This window comes from Photobacterium japonica (assembly GCF_050337005.1).
In the GTDB taxonomy this organism is placed as follows: Bacteria; Pseudomonadota; Gammaproteobacteria; order Enterobacterales; family Vibrionaceae; genus Photobacterium; species Photobacterium japonica.
In genome coordinates this window covers 13,401-30,444 of record NZ_JAKJSN010000003.1, presented here as the reverse complement: position 1 = coordinate 30,444, position 17,044 = coordinate 13,401, and the positions used below count along the sequence as shown (strand labels likewise).

Sequence of the window (17,044 nt, the reverse complement as noted above, 5' to 3'; positions counted from 1 at the left end):
TATAATAGCTATTTATCAAAGGCTTAATCTAGCAGCAAAAATGTCCAAGAGAAAAATGACAATATAACCATCATGCTGACAGAGCAATACATGAAAAGTTGTTCATTGTGTTTAAAAATACAGACATGTGATATATTTTTTGTAATAAAAATGGACGGCCTGTAGCAGGAATAACGATGAGGTGAATATATTGAAACGCGGGAATTTATGCCTAATGACCATTGCTTTTATCGGGTTATTATTCATGACCTCTTTTTATCATCCTCCTTTAAAAAAATCGTGGCATGCCAGTGTGTATAAAACCTTCGACAGTCCGGATAATCGTTATCGCGTTGAAGTATTCATGTACAAACAATATYTACCCGTTATGCCAGGCAGCGGTGCAGGCGATGCACCTGGATTCATCCAACTCTATGATGCAAATAACCAACTATTAGAAGAAACGGATGTTGAAATGGTACAACTTATCGAAACGGTCGAGTGGTCCAACACGCATATCAGCATTCCATTAATTACTGACTGGGCATTACAATAATCACCTTTCAATCAGCTTTCTGCTTTACCTTGATCCCTCTCCAACAACGTCACCGACAGCATTCAGTCCTTTCCGCTTTCCTGTATATTGCCACCAGCCATTACAGCATCAATCTCAACAGCATGGAGGTGGGAAATGGGGAGCCTATTCAGTGGACCATTTTGGTTGTATCTCGCGTTACTCTTTGTGTTTCCTTTCATACTGGCAAACATTCACATGGGTGACAGAGCACTTCTCAGCTACGTTATTAACCCTTCGTTTTGGTTTTCTGGCACGGTCGATGAAGACAAATCCACCTCCTATTACTATTCCTATAACCGTCAACACATTCGCTATTCACCCTATGGCAACTGGTTTCAATTGGGTACTGACGTTGTAGAAGGCGCCGACCTCGATACCTTTGAAGTGCTGAATGAAAAATATGCCCGCGATAAAGACAGCGTGTATTACGGCCCGACAAAAATATCAACGGTGGCTGATCGCGATACGATCGAGATCATCAATCACTTTGTGGTGAAAGATAAGGCTGGCGTCTATGTTAACGACGGTGGACTCCTCAAACGCCTTAGCAAACGCCATGAATTCATGACCGTCAAAGACGCTGATCCTAACACCTTTGAAATCATTGCGGACAGTTGGGCGAAAGACAAACAACATTACTATTACGACTATCGCATCATGGATGTGGACTACGACACATTTGAAATACTCAGTGACGATGTCGCTAAAGATAAACACGCGGTGTACATCAAAAGTGATAATAGCTTTGTAAAAACCGACGTTGTCGGACAACACTTTCGCGTACTTGATAACCAATATTTCTACGATACATCGCATCTCTACTGGTATAAGGCGGATTTTATTCATGACGGTGATGAACGCTACACGGGACAGGATAGTGCTACCTTTTGGTTAGCAAGCCTTCCCTATCAAGACATCAGCACCTTTCGCATACTGGGGGATGAACACCTGGCCATTGATAACATCGTATATGACGATGGCACGGCACTTCCCGACGCAGATGCCGCGACGTTTACATTAATTGACCACGACCATTTTGCCAAAGATGCCCAACATGTGTATTTCAACGGTGCCATTATTCCACAAGCCGACCCCGCCTCATTCACACTGCTAGAGGCCATCTTTGAGGACTACTCCACCACCAGTCGTTATGGTCAAGATGCACAGCACGTATTCTTTGAAGACCGTGTCATATCAAAACAAAGCGGTTCGCTGGAAGTATTGAGCGAAGAAACGTTCTTAAAAACGGCCGATCATATCTTCTACTTAGGGCATCCTTTAGAGGGGGTGAACGTCCCACAATTTACCCTATTAGAACGCTTTTCAACCTACGGCAGTGATGGCCAATCCATGTATTTTGGCCATACCAAAATCGAAGGAATAGACATCAACACGGTGGAAGTCATTATTCGAGAATCTGCCATTCGAGATGCCAAACATGTGTATTGGGAAGGGAAAAAAGTCGACGGTGCCGATCCTGACAGTTTTACCCGTAACCATAGCGACTACAACACATACGACATGGAAGATGCCAACTACTATTACTGGCGTGGTGAGCGGGTGGAAAGCAAATAAAGCCACATGAATACACACTGGATGGGCAGAGCGCCTATCGAACAAAAAATATGTGCAACACCTTCCATAAACATTATTGATAATAATTCGCAATACCATTATCATCCACATCCTTTGAACGCAAAGGATTGTCGCAATGAGGAATATTTTCCCTCTGGTATTGTTGGCGTGCAGCAGTCACGCAATAGCAGAAAAAGGGTTATCGTTAACCAGTCAAAAAGCCCCCCACCCTATCAAGATTGATGGGAAATTTGATGATGCATGGCAGGCGTCTTCCATCGTCACCGTTAAATTGGATGAACTCCCCTATGAGCCAAATAACGGTTATGACGGTCTGAAACGGACGAACATGACAGTGCGTAGCCTTTACGATGGGGAATATGTGTACTTTATGTTTAGCTGGGAAGATGACGATAAAGATCATCAGCGTTTTCCGTGGCAAAAACAAAAAGACGGCAGTTGGAAACAGCTTAAAAACCTCGATAGCACCAAACATGCGAACACTTGGTATGAAGACAAAATGGCGGTTTTTTGGAATATTAACGAGAAGGGATTTCAGAAGAAAGGCTGCGATAAATCATGCCACATGGTTGAAGAAGGGCTCATTGATGGGATCCCTGATGACTCATCAGGCCGCCATTACACCAAAAACGATTACCTGATTGATGAATGGCAATGGAAAGGCACGCGAACCAATGTTAATCGTCAGGTAGATGATGGCTTTGTCGACTCCGAAAAAAACACCAATAAAAAGTGGGGACGTAAGCCCGATAAGAAATTATCCGGCGGCTATTACAATAACTACAACGAGGACAAATCGGCCCCTGCTTTTGCGTTAAAAAATCCAGAACAATTTACTTACTGGATTGAAGATAAAGACAAAGTCCCTTTTGTTGATACCTACCAAGCGGGTGACATGGTACCGGCCATTATTACCGCACCCTTTACCGGTTCTCGTGCAGACGTCGAAGGTTATGGCCACTGGGATGGTCAGTCATGGCACCTAGAGGTGAAACGGAAATTAGTCACGGAAGATAAAGAGAAAGATTTGCAATTTTCTGACCTAAACAAAACGTACTATTTTGGTGTGGCCGCTTTCGATAATAGCCAGATCAACCACCTCTATCACAACAAATCCATCACATTCACGTTCGCCCAATAAAAGGTTGGCCGAGTTGATCACAACTCGGCCTATTTTCTATGAAGTTTATCAAAACCTTAAATTTTTTTAGCCTCTTATGGTTTCTCTGCTTACTCGGGGCATTGGCTTATCAAGCCTATCTCGGTTGGCATGTTGAGTCGAATGACACCACCAATATCTACCTGCAATTAGGCCGTGTCGCCGCTTACTGTCTACTCATTATTATGGCGCTATGTTGGTTGCCCGTGATGCGAAATAGCCTGACTTGGTTAAGCCAATTTCCAATCAGTCAGTTGCTGCCTATTCGCCGAGTGAAATCCTTACATCAATGGCTTGGTCATGCGCTCATGGCGTTTGCGCTACTGCATGCCAGTCAGTATTTGGTGTACTACACCACCTTGGAAGAAGATTTTCTCCCTGTTTTAGTGGGCAGCGAACCTGATCTCGTGCGTTCAATGAAAACGACCATGTATGAGTTTGTCAGTGAGGATGAAAGTATTGAGATGGTCGATGAATGGATCCGAGAAGGCCGTGCGTTTGACCGCTATCAGCAAGATATTGCCCCCTTAATGAAAGAGGATTGTACGAAGTGCCACAGTAAAGATTCCACGATGACCTATGCGATTAACACCTTGCCCCTGCAAACTTATGAGGAAGTGATCAGCCTGTCTTATCAAGGTTGGCAATCTCGTCAATTCAGGATCAATATGTCTGGCTTGGTGATGTTCAGTCTGTTTGCGGTGATGTGGTTTACCTCCCTATTATGGTTTAGGAAAAAACACTTTCACGCATTTCGCCAACTGCACCGCTTAGGGTATCTCATTGCTATTTTATCGCTGTTACACATTCCCCGATTAGAATGGTTATTTGCCCCCTGCTTAGTGTTGTTTATTGAACTACTCATTAATCATAGTGTGCGCCGTTACAATCATATCCAAGCACACATTGATAGCCGCTTACCGCATTTTATTATCATGCACCTCCCCTTACCGGCTCATGTGCATAATAAGGCGGGGCATTATGTACAAATTAAGTCCCATCAACTCAGCGATAAAGATTGGCATGATTTCAGTCTAACGGGATTAGCTGATGAGCAAGGGCGGGCGATCATCAAAATTCAGAAAGTGGGCGATTGGACGAAAGAATTAACCGACTTTTCTACGCTAACGGTGCACGTTCGCGGGGCATGGGCGAGTCCAATGGCATACAGCCAGCATAAACGTAATTGGATCCTCGTCGCGGGAGGGATTGGCATCACCCCTATTTTTAGCCTGTTACAAGCCTGGCTACTGCGGGGCGCTAAAAACAAGCAGATCACCATTTTATGGGTATTGCGCGACGCGCCGATATTGGCTTGGCTGCAACCGCTCTTACCCCCGTTAATGAATACGTTTGAAAGCAGCGTGAAAATAGAACTCTATCTGACCTCTGGACAACCTTTCCCCGATTGGCTAACCGCCTTGTCAGGTGAAAACCTACGCCTGCATACAGGGCGTCCCGACTTTACGTCCATCTATAAAAATCAGCGCTTTACGGCCAAACCCACCATCTTCACATGTGGCCCAAAATCCATGATGAATGAAGCGAAAAAAGCCGGTAAGCAGCTAGGCTGGAAAAGTATTTGTGAGCAGTTTTAAGTTTTAGTTGTCAATATGAGGCATGAGAAAACAGATTGTATAAAAACAAAGAGGTGCGTCAGCGCACCTCTTCTAACGCCACCGACAAGCACCATTACAACGCCATTCACAGAACCTGACGATTATTCCCCGTTGATCACCGCGACGGTTTTACGCTCGACCAACATCGCTTCAAACTGGATCACGCCAACATCACTCGTCTCGCCGGCTAAACGTTTTAATAAGGTTTCCACGGCGGCCTGCCCCAACCGGTATTTCGGCTGGTGAATGGTGGTCAGTGCGGGCGACATGAACTGGGCAATGTGAATGTCATCGTACCCGATGAGCGAAAAGTCCTGTGGGACAGACAAGCCCTTTTCGTTGGCGGCATTCATCACCCCCATCGCCATCATGTCGTTACAGGCGAAAATGGCCGTTGGCAGCTTGCCTGAGGCATAAATACGGTTAAAGGCGTCATAGCCACCATCGCATTCAAAATTCGATTCAACGATCCATTTCGGATTGAACGTCAGCCCCGCTTCATTCAGTGCACGCTTAAAGCCTTCATAACGCATCATGGCTTGATAACGATTGAGCGGCCCTGTGATACAACCAATGTCACGATGGCCGCAATCAATCAGGTGCTTCGCCGCCATGTAGCCGCCACTGAGCGAGTTATCTTGAATTTTGTCACAAGTAAACCGGATCGGCCCCCAATCCATCACCACAACGGGAATGTCTGGGTATTTATCAAAGATATCGAACTGCTCCCCTTCTAATGAGGAACACATCAGGATCACCCCATCAACCCGCTTTTGCAGCAAGGTGTTAATCGAGTCCTGCATGCGCTGGTGATCACCTTCGGTGTTACACAAAATGAGGTTATACCCTTGCTGATAGCAGCTGCGCTCAACCCCTTTTACCACCTCCCCGTAGAACGGGTTGGTAGAGGTGGTCACCAGCATGCCGAAGGTTTTGGTGCGGTTCATTTTCAGGCTGCGCGCGAGCGCGGAGGGGGTGTAGTTGAGTTCCTGAGCGGCTCGATTGATCCGCTCAGTCATTTCTTCACTGACATAACGTGATTGGTTGATAACATGGCTCACCGTTGAGCTCGACACACCCGCCAATTTGGCGATATCTTTCATGGTTGCCACGCTATCTTGCTCCTATCACTGCTTAGCGAGAAATTCCTCGACTTCTTCACGGCGAGGGATCGATGTTTGTGCCCCAAAACGTGTCACGCTGATCGCAGCGGCGGCATGGGCAAACTTAATCGCTGATTCTAGCGGCATTTCTTCCAGCAAACCAGTGACGAATGCCCCATTAAACGTATCGCCAGCCGCCGTTGTGTCGGTCGCTTCCACGCGGAAACCCGGGATCACTTTGCCTTCACCGCCTTGGCTTAGCCACACACCTTTCGCACCCAAGGTGATCATCACCGTATGGATACCTTTGGCATGCAGAACGTTCGCAGCCTGCTGTGCCGCTTCATCGCTATCAACGGTGATACCGGTTAGTGCTTCGGCTTCGGTTTCGTTTGGCGTGATGATGTCTACATGGTTCAACAACGTATCTGGCAGTTCACGTGCTGGCGCAGGGTTAAGGATAACCGTTGTACCTGCCGCTTTTGCTGTTTGCGCCGCTTTCTCGATACCACACATTGGGGTTTCCAATTGCATCAGCAGGTAATCCGCCTGACGGATCGCATCCAAGTCTGTTTCAATCGCTTCGGCGGTTAATTTCGCGTTGGCTTCTGCTGAAATACAGATACTGTTTTCGCCGCTGTCAGCCACCTGAATCATCGCGATACCGGTTGGGCAGTTTGGCTGCATCTTCACGCTGGCAATGTTGATGCCGTCCATTTTGAAATGTTCGCGAATGTTAATGCCGAACGCATCATCACCCACATAAGCAATAAAGCCGGTATCCGCATTCAAACGCGCAGCCGCCACAGCTTGGTTGGCACCTTTACCACCAGGGATCACTTGGTAGTTGCGACCGTGCAATGTCTCACCCGGACGCGGGAAAGAAGGCACCTGAAGCACATGGTCTGCATTCACACTACCTAATACCACTAACTTATTCATACGGTTATCCTTGGTTCTCAAATTGGTTCTTATATTTGGTTCTTAAAACGCTAGCTAACGTTGTTTTTCATCGGCGCTCGCCCCACTGACCGCGAAGACGACGCGCACAATGGATTTTTTAATTATGTTCAATACCGGTACGCACGGTAAACACACGCGCTTCTTGCGGTGCTAAGTACTGTAGCGTGCCGTTGGCTTTGGCCGTCAGGAAGCCTTCCGGACGACACGTTGCTGGCAACGCATAGGCTGCCACTTGTTGATCTTCACTGCGTAAAATCCAGCGAGTAGCACTGCAAAACTCGTTGGTATTAAAAGCCGTGACCAGCGACTTATCGCCAATATTCATACGAAATTCTGCACGTTCAACGTGATCTGGCAGATTTTCCATAAAGTACACAATTTCTGGGTCGTACATCGCTGGCTGATCCAATGCGGCCATTGGTGCAGACACTTTCATCGATTCATTGAACGCCAGCCACTGCTCTGTTGGCTGCACATGTGCAGGAACACTTTCGCGCAGCGTGAACGTGCTGTCTGGAATGTTCTGTGTCATCTCGGCATTGTCGATATACGCCGCATTGATATGGCACATGTACTGCAGCGGCATCGGCACGCTGGCCAAGTTCTTCACCTGCATTTGAATATCAAACACGCTCGCATCTTTTGCTAAGCGTACTGATGGTGTGGCCAGATAATGATCCCCAAAGCCCATCACATATTCGTACGTACCTTTGATGGTCACCGACGTTTCATCGATTTCCAACCACGCGGTGTCCATATTTGCACACGGCATTTCACCATGCAGCACATGATCGTCCTGCGGCGTTGGGCAACCCATGCGGATCATACCCGCGTGGAACGCAAAACAACCGTAAGTTTCCACAATGCTTTTCGCCGGCTTTGGCTCGCTGAACATGTTCTTCATGCACAAATCGGTACCAAGAAACTCAGCGTCCCAAATCATTTGTCCCATGAACGGCAGCACCACCAAGTGACCTTGACTGTTCTTGATTTCCAACGCTTCAATGCCAGAACGGTACGCAAACGCATGAATTTCAAAGTCCGCCGATTGAGCAATCAATGTTTTGTGCGCGGTAAAATGCGCTTTATGGAGTGGGAATGTCAACATCATTATCTTTTCACCTTGAGTTGAGGAGCGCGTGATACACACTCACTCGAAGCAAGGGCCACCCGCTTGCGGATGGCCATCTGAATATTACGCGTTAGCAACGGTTTCTTGTGTTGCTGACGCTTTGGTTGTGTAAGTCACTGGCTTCTTGTGTTTTTTCTCACTCAGGAAGTAAGTGAACACGACCGCGAAACACACTGCGTTAACGATGAATGAGGTTTGCATACCTACGTTATCCGCCAACAGACCTTGTACCACAGGAATCGCTGCACCACCGATGATAGACATCACCACAAAGCCGCCCGCTGTTTCGGTGTAACGGGTATCCACTGACTGCAGGGTTGAAGCGAAGATGGTTGCCCAACATGGTGCAAACAGTGCAGATGTACCTACCGCGACCCATACTGCGCTGAAGTTTGGTACGAACGTGACGTACAGCAAGCACAGGAAGCCAACCGCTGAATAACCCATCAGTACGTTTTCTTGCGTGGTTTTGGTGAACAGGTAGTTCGCCAACAGTTTACCCAGGAAGTACATGATGAATGCGTACAGCAGGTAGTTCGCGGCATCGTGCTCAACCATGGTTGGATCCATTGCCAGTGCCAGACGGATGGTGAATGACCATACCGCAACCTGCATACCCACATAAGCAAACTGCGTCACAATACCTTTGAAGAAACGGGTGTTGCTCGCTAAGTAAGTCAAGGTTTCAGCGAATGTTGGCTCGTCCGCTTTTTGCTTTTTCGCCACTTTACAGCTTGGGTATTCGGTAATCGCAATCAATGCTGCAACAGTCGCAATGATACCGACTAGCCACTTGTACGGCTCCAGTGTCTGCTGCAAAACTTGCTCTTTGAACATCGCTAGCTCATGACCGCTTAGCGTTGACATCATTTGCTCAACGTTTACACCTTCTTGGAAGATCAGGTGCTTACCCAGAAGCAGACCCACAATGTAGCCCATCGCATTGATGGTGTGAGACACGTTCAGGCGCAATGTGGCGCGCTCTGGCTCACCAATCATTGCTGAGTACGTATTACACGATGTTTCCAGGAATGACAGGCCAATCGCGATACAGAAAATCGCCGCCAGGAACATGGTGTAAGTGCCCGCGTGTGATGCCGGGAAGAACATCAAACAACCAAAGATGTAGAGCGCCAAACCCAGCAAAATCGCCAGTTTATAAGAGGACTTCTTCACTACCATCGATGCGGGAATCGCGACCAAGAAGTAAGCGCCGTAAAACGCCGACTGTACCAATGCCGATGCAAAGTTAGACAGGTCGAAAATCGTTTTAAATTGGGTGATCAACACGTCGTTCAACGCAGCGGCCGCAGACCACAGTGCGAAGACGGTTGAAAGTAGTAAGAATTGGAAAATCGGGGTTTTGTTTAAATAGCCATCCGCATGTTGGACGGTATGATTTCGAATAAACATAGGGCGCTTCCATCATTATCTGCCCTTGCGGGCCATTTATCGTTGTTTGGATTCCGGTCAGTAGGGTGACGCGAATACCGATGTATTTCACTGGCACGTCAGGATGCGTTATTGCGTGCCAGCTATTGGATCCGTTCGGGTTAAAACACCACGCCAACTTGGAAAATCACATTGGCATAAGGGGTGCATTCACCGGTACGCACCACCGCTTTGCTGCTTTGGGTACGTACTTTAAATGCTTCATGGGAAACGGTTTGGATAGAGAATGTTTTGCCGCAGCGCTGCTGTTCGGCCTCAAGCTCTGCTAACAGTGCTTGGTGAAGTTCAGGGCTCACTTGCGCAAACTCTTCCGCCATCACAACACCTTCAATTTGTGACTCCGTTAAGATCACACGCACCGTATCGATAAAACTCGGCACACCGTGCGTCAGCGCTAAATCAATACGCTGAACATGATCCGGTATAGGCAAACCGGCATCAGCAATCGTGATTTCATCGGTATGACCCAAAGTGGCGACGAGGTAAGCAATATCCGCGTTAAGTAAGGGACTTTTTTTCATTCTTATCGGCCTAAGTGCGTGAAGTGAGCGGCGACCTTGCCTTCCCTACCATGAACACGGTCATAAATAACCGCCATCAACGGGCATTGTGAAGAAGGAAGAAAATCACCATCGATACGTTTCGATGGCATCATAATCCGATAGAGATTCTTTGCGAGGACCAAAAAAGCATTGTGTGATTAGGATCGGAGATAAACCCGAGAAGAGGGATAATTGAGTGACAAGCATCACACTCGGTAGTGCAATAAATGGTGAGTTACGAGAAAGGCATCAGTATGCGCGATAATGCATACTTTATAGCGATAAAATAGCTGCGTGTTGAACCAACGAAATCGTTACGCGCTGGCTTTTTATACAACAACATTACTCCATTTTATCCCCATTCGATGCCTGTACATGTATCAATAAAGCGCGAATCAAGGGTCAATATGATGGTATCTTGATGGATAGACAACTCAGAAAGAAGAGGAAAACAGCTTTCACATCGCATCAGCGTGATCTCACATTGTGCATGCACGAGTTGATTAGCGACACTTTCCACCGTATGCCGATCGACACCCAATACATTCACCAAGTGAGAAACCGAAGTCACTTTCCCAACCAGTAAAAACCACGCGACATCCCGCTCAGCCCCGCAGAGATCTAACTGAGTGAGTTGGTAAGAAAGCCCCGGTTGGAGTAACAACTGAGCGCACCGACACCCGACACGATCACTATCATGTATCGCCGTGCGTGTCGCCGGTAAATAAGCACCAAAATCAAACATGAATCATCCTTCTCAAAGATGTATTTAGTCTCTTTCTGTATCATAGCCAGTGTTAGCAAATGGATATATAAAACATCTGGGCTATTATATTATGTAAAAATATGATTTACTCTTTTGATATGAATGTTGAAATGAAGAATCTTTTATGATGTCAAAAATCAAAGATATAATATTGCTTTTAGGCTGTGGATTATTATGTGCAATTGCCTCATGGGCATTTTTTTGCAGGATTTCAAGCATACAGCTTTTATATACTCAATGCGATTGTGGCAATAGCCATAATCAATAGACTGATTAATAAAGAAAAAAATAATTGAATAAGTACTCTGAGTGCATTGGCTTCGTTCATCGTATTGATGTAAATCGTAGATGGTCTGGTTTTATTATAGAAAACACACCACCAATTACATTCCTTTCATATTCCCCCCGAAAAAAACACCTATATAAATGTATCTTTACTTTACGCCGGTTTCTTCTTCAATTAAATACATTAATCTTTTCCTTGTCACTCTTTGGTTGTCTATATACCAATTATCTTCCGTTTCAAAGCCCGACAGCGAACAATCAGATTGCTCAGATAGCCAGTCAATGAATTCAAACTTTGAATTAAACGCCTGAATAATCCCTACATATGAACCACCCGGTACATATTGCATCCCATGCCTATACGTCAACCACTCATCAAAATGCGTGTAAAGTACTTTATTATCCTCTAATACAAATCCAACACCACAGTATCCATAATGACAATAATCAATACGGATATTTCTTTTTAAAGAATCGTAAACTTTTTCAGATAATTCATAACCAAACTTTTCGATACTGTTCATACTGACTTCTATATAAAAACTGATTAGAGATCGACTAACACAGGTTAAATTTAGTTCGCTAGTTCACCACCGGCATGCACCCTACTGATGATCATATATACAATACGGGCATGAATGCTGTAACGGGTCGAATCATTGGGGATATATCCGATGCGCTTAAGCCAAAACGTTGTACCCCATTTATCATTCGCCATTTTAGCACCCAGTAATGCGGCTTCCCTTATCGCTTCAGGATCAACCCCATCAGAAAGTGAAAACGCCATTGGCGGTTTCGCATATAACTCAGGAACAGGTACATGATTTGCTACCAGTTCAACCTCCAGATACGCATCTTGTCCGGCACCGCACTGATACGCCCCAATATATGTATTGCCTATTTTCTTGAATATGGGCATAACATTAAAACCTCGATAAAGCCCCGCACTTACTTCAAAGAGCGAGGTGAAAATCTGAATTAATAACCATCACCCGTAAGATAGTCGCGCATCCACTTCGATTTATACTATGCCGTATTTAGTTTATATCGCAAAGGATCCCATATACGTCAATGCATTAGGTGAGATCTAGATTGAAGAATGATGAAACGTCGGATGTATCTCATCAATAACATTAATCACTTGAAGCACAGAAGAGAGCTTTGAACCATTCGGTATGGTGCGTTAGGTCTGGATAGACGCATAGAAAAAAGGCCAGCATTGCTGCTTAATGTCACTCACTTAAGCGCGAGTGGCATTAACAATTAAGTCGGCTTTTTTGAATATGCCGGAGTGCAGGGATCGCACGCGTCTAGCTTGCATTCAAGGAGGGATTTTCAACTCCCTGTTTCCAAAGGTAAAACTTAACGCATACGAAAAAGCCCTTGTCTTTCGACAAGGGCTTAGAATGTGGCGGAGTGCTGGGGTCGCACGCGTCTAGCTTGCATTCTAAAGAGGGATTTAGAAAAATCCCGTCATTCCACGCGCGGAAAATGCAAAAAAACCGCTGATTTCTCAGCGGCTTTTTAATGTGTGGCGGAGAGATAGGGATTTGAACCCTAGGTGGGCTATAAACCCACGCCGGTTTTCAAGACCGGTGCTTTAAACCACTCAGCCATCTCTCCTGAGTGCGGCGATAATACGGGTTATCGTGTTGAAGGTACAGCCTTTTTTTCTCCTCGCGCGCTCAACTGCATACAGAACCAACACATCGGCACACTTTGCGTCAAATCGCTTAACAATTGCCGATAATGCCAGAAAGTTCGGAGCATTTGTCCGCTCACAATGCCCGCCGTAATCTGGGTAATACATAAAATAAACCCCGCAATGACAGTGCCATTACGGGGTTTGTTAGATCACGCGATCGTTATGCGAGATCCAAGCAGTCTGCATTCATCACTTTGGTCCAAGCGGCAACAAAGTCTTTCACGAATTTCTCTTTGTTGTCGTTCTGTGCGTACACTTCCGCATAAGCACGTAGAACAGAGTTAGAACCGAACACCAAGTCAACGCGAGTGGCTGTCCATTTTACGTCACCGGTTTGACGAGAAACGATGTCGTAAGAATTACGGCCAGTCGGTTTCCAGTTGTAGTTCATGTCCGTTAGGTTCACGAAGAAGTCATTCGTCAATGCTCCCACGCGGTCTGTGAAGACACCGTGTTGGCTGTTGCCAAAGTTCGCGCCCATGACACGCATACCACCTAGCAGAACCGTCATTTCAGGGGCCGTTAGACCCAACAATTGCGCTTGGTCTAGCAGCATTTCTTCAGGAGCAGAAGCGTAGTGTTGTTTCTGCCAGTTACGGAAGCCATCTGCCAGTGGTTCTAGCACGTCAAATGATTCAACATCAGTTTGCTCAGCAGTCGCATCACCACGACCCGTTGCAAATGGAACCTCGATGTTAAAGCCCGCTGCTTTCGCGGCCAATTCAACGCCTAGGTTACCGGCCAGCACTATCACATCTGCCACGCTGACGTTGCTTTCAGCGGCAATGCCTTCCAGTACGGACAATACGCGAGCGAGTTTTTCTGGCTCGTTACCAACCCACTCGTTTTGTGGCGCTAGACGAATACGTGCGCCGTTTGCGCCACCACGCTTGTCTGAACCACGGTATGTACGTGCACTGTCCCAAGCGGTTGAGACTAAATCATTGATACTGAGATCAGTCGAAGCAATTTTCGCTTTCACAGCAGCCACATCGTAATCGGTACGGCCAGCAGGTACAGGATCTTGCCAGATTAGCTCTTCAGCCGGTACATCTGGACCTAGGTAACGCGCTTTCGGGCCCATGTCACGGTGAGTCAGTTTGAACCAAGCACGCGCAAAGACATCAGAGAAATGCTCAGGATCGTTGTAAAAACGCTCTGAGATCACGCGGTAATCTGGGTCCATTTTCAAGGCCATATCCGCGTCAGTCATCATTGGGTTACAACGCAAGCTTGCGTCTTCTACGTCAGCGGGCTTGTCTTGCTCTTCAATAGACACCGGTTCCCACTGCCATGCACCTGCTGGGCTCTTAGTCAGCTGCCAGTCGTGGTTCAGTAGCATGTCAAAGAAGCCGTTGTCCCATTGTGTAGGGTTAGTTGTCCATGCGCCTTCAATACCACTGGTTACCGTATCACGGCCAATACCGCGAGAGGTATGGTTGTTCCAGCCTAGGCCTTGCTCAGTCACATCTGCGCCTTCTGGATCTTTACCCAGGTGCGCTGCATTACCGTTACCGTGTGCTTTACCTACTGTGTGGCCACCGGCAGTCAATGCGACGGTTTCTTCGTCATTCATCCCCATACGGGCGAATGTTACACGCATGTCTTCCGCTGTTTTTAGCGGGTCTGGGTTACCGTCAACACCTTCTGGGTTCACGTAGATAAGGCCCATCATGACCGCAGCCAGTGGATCTTCAAGATCACGGCCATTGGAGTAACGGCTGTTTTCTGCATCGCTAGTCGCTAGCCATTGTTTTTCAGAACCCCAGTACACGTCTTTTTCTGGTGCCCAGATATCTTCACGACCAAAGCCGAAACCGAAGGTTTTCAGACCCATTGATTCATACGCAATGGTACCCGCTAATACGATCAAATCAGCCCAGCTGATTTTATTACCGTATTTTTGCTTGATTGGCCAAAGTAGACGACGGGCTTTATCCAAGTTCGCGTTATCAGGCCATGAGTTCAATGGCGCAAAACGTTGGTTACCGGTGTTTGCACCGCCACGACCATCATAGGTACGGTAAGAACCGGCTGAGTGCCATGCCATACGCACCATCAAACCGCCGTAGTGGCCCCAGTCTGCTGGCCACCATTCTTGGCTGTTGGTCATTAGCGCTTTCATGTCTTCTTTAAGCGCTTCTACATCTAACTTTTGTACTTCTTCGCGGTAGTTAAAGTCAGCGCCTAGGGGATTGGTTTTGGTATCGTGCTGGTGAAGAATGTCGAGGTTCAACGCATTGGGCCACCATGCGACATTCGACGTTTCAGAGGAAGTCATTGCACCGTGCATGACAGGACATTTGCCGCCTGTGTTATTGTTATGTTGGTTCATGTTCACTCCATTCCCTTATTTTGGGGATTTATTCAGCGAAATACACACGACGTCATATTCCGCTTATTCTTTTGATTGGGTTAGTCGAAGCCGATCACATTCACGGCTATTGATAGATTAATTTGCAACATTTATATGCCAAAAATGCAACCAATACTGTGACGACTTCGTCTTTATGGCGTGAACAATACGCCTCGTCTTATCAAGAGAGAACGTGTTATTTCCTATTAGATTGATAGGTAAAAGTAATTAATCATACAAATGGAGGGTGTGTACACCCAGTATGGTCGTAGATGATGGACAAATCACCCCATCCCAAAACCATGAGCTCGCACTCGGTGTTTCCCAGCGTCCCGGGTTATTTTTGGCTTGATAACAACTGTTTTTATAGCTAACCACATCACCATTTTCGACGTCTGTGACGCCGGGAACAAACTCAATGACAGGATCCGGCGTTTCGGGGTCTGTCGGCACGTCAGGGTCCGTCGGTATTGAAGGGTCAGTCACACACTCAACAACGTCCCAAAACCATGAGCCTTCTTTAGGTATCTCCCAACGGCCTGGGCTGTTTTTTGCTTGATAACATTGATTGTTAAACGAATAAACATCACCGTTATTGGCGTTAGTCTGACCAGGGACAAACTCGACAACAGGATCAGGCGTTTCTGGATCTGTTGGTATGTCAGGATCGGTAGGTGGATCAATGTCTGTTGAATCCCCAGGCAATAACTGCCAATCATCAAGATAAGCCGATAGATAATCAGTACGAATACCCGTCGTTCCCTCAGCTAATAGCGCATTATTTACCGATAATATCTCTGTGCCATCCAGAATCAGGGTCAATGTATTTTCCACTGCCGAAAAGTTAATAGTATACCATTGACCCGCCGCCAGTTTTCCATTTTTATCCAAGTAACGCTTCGCACCATTCGTTAATTTAGTTTGTGCAAGGGTCGTATATTTTCCTTGGTATTTCACTTTAATGGTTACGTTACCGTCATAACGAACAGAGGCCACATATAAATCATCAGAGGTTTGGTAACGCGCAAAAGCATGTAAGCCTGACCATGCTGGAATAGAAGACCCGTTTTTCCACGTTTTAATATACGCGCGATATTGATTCATTTGGTCGGTATACTTTATTTCGTTACCATTGTGATATTTACTGATTGAGACTACACGGAATACTTTATCGTCAGTCCAACCTTGCTTCAAACCGTCTACATATTTGGACGCTAAACATCCAGACGTTACATCAAAATGGGGAATGGGGCTTTTATCATTTGAGCACTCTAACTGCTGTCCATCAGAGTAGTTTGAAAAATCTTCGCCTTGCCATTGCAAGCTTTCAGATGCAGGCCCACTAACATAAGGCCCTTCACTTTCTGGGTAGGCATCATAGAATGCGGCGGCAGAACTGCTTACGGTAATGAAAAAAAAAGTACTGAGGTGACAAACTGTTTTTTTAAGCCTAAATCGATTTATCATGCTTACATCCTTATCTTATTATTGTTTCACCGCTCGGATAAAACAAATAAACACCTAACGTGATTTTGATAAAATGGGTAGCGCTAAAAAATCACACGCCCATTTTTATGCTAACTGCACATCATGATCCGTTCGCCACTATGCCGGATTCGATGCGCTCAGAAAAGCAGGCTTATTCCTTCAATATCGTGAGTGCGGGATAGATTGGAAAATAATGAAACACAGTGTGTATCTCATCAATAAGATTGAGTTCGCGGAAGCACAGAGCAGAAAGCAAAAATATGGGCTAATTAATATTTGGGTGTATTGATAAAAAATGCGGGATAAAAAAGAGGCCGTCACA

General features: G+C 46.2%; 14 protein-coding genes and 1 tRNA gene. 4 read left to right on the top strand and 11 right to left on the bottom strand.

The annotated features are described in order from the left end of the window. Window positions 1-214 precede the first annotated feature (214 nt). The 4 genes from L4C36_RS00395 (at window position 215) to L4C36_RS00380 (ending at window position 4,909) form a co-directional block, all read left to right on the top strand. Entirely contained in the window at window positions 215-535 is a 321-nt protein-coding gene (locus L4C36_RS00395; RefSeq protein WP_428475817.1) for a hypothetical protein, read from the top strand. Between the two features lie 135 nt (window positions 536-670). Then, window positions 671-2,131 carry a DKNYY domain-containing protein gene (locus L4C36_RS00390; RefSeq protein WP_428475816.1) on the top strand — a complete coding sequence of 487 codons (1,461 nt, stop codon included), beginning with the start codon at window positions 671-673 and terminating at the stop codon, window positions 2,129-2,131. Window positions 2,132-2,267: 136 nt separating this feature from the next. Then, window positions 2,268-3,293, top strand: a complete 1,026-nt coding sequence (locus tag L4C36_RS00385; RefSeq protein WP_428475815.1) for an ethylbenzene dehydrogenase-related protein — start codon at window positions 2,268-2,270, stop codon at window positions 3,291-3,293. 38 nt (window positions 3,294-3,331) lie between these two features. Beyond that, complete coding sequence (locus L4C36_RS00380) at window positions 3,332-4,909, top strand: ferric reductase family protein (protein WP_428475814.1); 1,578 nt, start codon at window positions 3,332-3,334, stop codon at window positions 4,907-4,909. A 122-nt stretch (window positions 4,910-5,031) separates the two neighbouring features. Here L4C36_RS00380 and L4C36_RS00375 read toward each other — a convergent pair whose 3' ends face one another. The 11 genes from L4C36_RS00375 to L4C36_RS00325 form a co-directional block, all read right to left on the bottom strand. Next, complete coding sequence (locus tag L4C36_RS00375; protein WP_428475813.1) at window positions 5,032-6,042, bottom strand: substrate-binding domain-containing protein; 1,011 nt, start codon at window positions 6,040-6,042, stop codon at window positions 5,032-5,034. A gap of 15 nt (window positions 6,043-6,057) precedes the next feature. Continuing rightward, a complete protein-coding gene (rbsK, locus tag L4C36_RS00370; RefSeq protein WP_428475812.1) occupies window positions 6,058-6,975 on the bottom strand; it encodes a ribokinase in 918 nt (305 codons plus the stop codon). A gap of 118 nt (window positions 6,976-7,093) precedes the next feature. After that, entirely contained in the window at window positions 7,094-8,107 is a 1,014-nt protein-coding gene (locus tag L4C36_RS00365) for an aldose 1-epimerase family protein (protein ID WP_428475811.1), read from the bottom strand. A gap of 84 nt (window positions 8,108-8,191) precedes the next feature. Continuing rightward, a complete protein-coding gene (gene fucP, locus L4C36_RS00360) occupies window positions 8,192-9,541 on the bottom strand; it encodes an L-fucose:H+ symporter permease (RefSeq protein WP_428475810.1) in 1,350 nt (449 codons plus the stop codon). A gap of 140 nt (window positions 9,542-9,681) precedes the next feature. Continuing rightward, window positions 9,682-10,101 (bottom strand): D-ribose pyranase, encoded by a 420-nt coding sequence (gene rbsD / locus L4C36_RS00355; RefSeq protein WP_428475809.1) that lies wholly within the window; start codon window positions 10,099-10,101, stop codon window positions 9,682-9,684. 373 nt (window positions 10,102-10,474) lie between these two features. Continuing rightward, on the bottom strand, window positions 10,475-10,867 hold the full coding sequence (locus tag L4C36_RS00350; protein WP_428475808.1) for a hypothetical protein: 393 nt from the start codon (window positions 10,865-10,867) through the stop codon (window positions 10,475-10,477). A 455-nt stretch (window positions 10,868-11,322) separates the two neighbouring features. After that, window positions 11,323-11,697: a hypothetical protein gene (locus L4C36_RS00345; protein ID WP_428475807.1), complete on the bottom strand. Its 375-nt coding sequence runs from the start codon at window positions 11,695-11,697 to the stop codon at window positions 11,323-11,325. A 50-nt stretch (window positions 11,698-11,747) separates the two neighbouring features. Then, window positions 11,748-12,092 (bottom strand): hypothetical protein, encoded by a 345-nt coding sequence (locus L4C36_RS00340; protein WP_428475806.1) that lies wholly within the window; start codon window positions 12,090-12,092, stop codon window positions 11,748-11,750. A gap of 613 nt (window positions 12,093-12,705) precedes the next feature. Continuing rightward, window positions 12,706-12,796 (bottom strand) — tRNA-Ser (locus tag L4C36_RS00335). Window positions 12,797-13,038: 242 nt separating this feature from the next. Then, the gene (gene katG / locus L4C36_RS00330; RefSeq protein WP_428475805.1) at window positions 13,039-15,213 is read right to left on the bottom strand and encodes a catalase/peroxidase HPI; all 2,175 of its coding nucleotides are present in this window, start codon (window positions 15,211-15,213) and stop codon (window positions 13,039-13,041) included. 249 nt (window positions 15,214-15,462) lie between these two features. Then, window positions 15,463-16,701, bottom strand: coding sequence for a hypothetical protein (locus L4C36_RS00325; RefSeq protein ID WP_428475804.1), 1,239 nt, complete (start codon window positions 16,699-16,701; stop codon window positions 15,463-15,465). Window positions 16,702-17,044: the final 343 nt, after the last annotated feature.

Excerpts from the sequence above, each read along its gene's own strand:
- L4C36_RS00390 (WP_428475816.1), top strand. The coding sequence starts at position 671 with ATGGGGAGCCTATTCAGTGGACCATTTTGGTTGTATCTCGCGTTACTC.
- L4C36_RS00385 (WP_428475815.1), top strand. The coding sequence starts at position 2,268 with ATGAGGAATATTTTCCCTCTGGTATTGTTGGCGTGCAGCAGTCACGCA.
- L4C36_RS00380 (WP_428475814.1), top strand. The coding sequence starts at position 3,332 with ATGAAGTTTATCAAAACCTTAAATTTTTTTAGCCTCTTATGGTTTCTC.
- rbsK (WP_428475812.1), bottom strand. The coding sequence starts at position 6,975 with ATGAATAAGTTAGTGGTATTAGGTAGTGTGAATGCAGACCATGTGCTT.
- L4C36_RS00365 (WP_428475811.1), bottom strand. The coding sequence starts at position 8,107 with ATGATGTTGACATTCCCACTCCATAAAGCGCATTTTACCGCGCACAAA.
- fucP (WP_428475810.1), bottom strand. The coding sequence starts at position 9,541 with ATGTTTATTCGAAATCATACCGTCCAACATGCGGATGGCTATTTAAAC.
- rbsD (WP_428475809.1), bottom strand. The coding sequence starts at position 10,101 with ATGAAAAAAAGTCCCTTACTTAACGCGGATATTGCTTACCTCGTCGCC.
- L4C36_RS00350 (WP_428475808.1), bottom strand. The coding sequence starts at position 10,867 with ATGTTTGATTTTGGTGCTTATTTACCGGCGACACGCACGGCGATACAT.
- L4C36_RS00345 (WP_428475807.1), bottom strand. The coding sequence starts at position 11,697 with ATGAACAGTATCGAAAAGTTTGGTTATGAATTATCTGAAAAAGTTTAC.
- L4C36_RS00340 (WP_428475806.1), bottom strand. The coding sequence starts at position 12,092 with ATGCCCATATTCAAGAAAATAGGCAATACATATATTGGGGCGTATCAG.
- katG (WP_428475805.1), bottom strand. The coding sequence starts at position 15,213 with ATGAACCAACATAACAATAACACAGGCGGCAAATGTCCTGTCATGCAC.
- L4C36_RS00325 (WP_428475804.1), bottom strand. The coding sequence starts at position 16,701 with ATGATAAATCGATTTAGGCTTAAAAAAACAGTTTGTCACCTCAGTACT.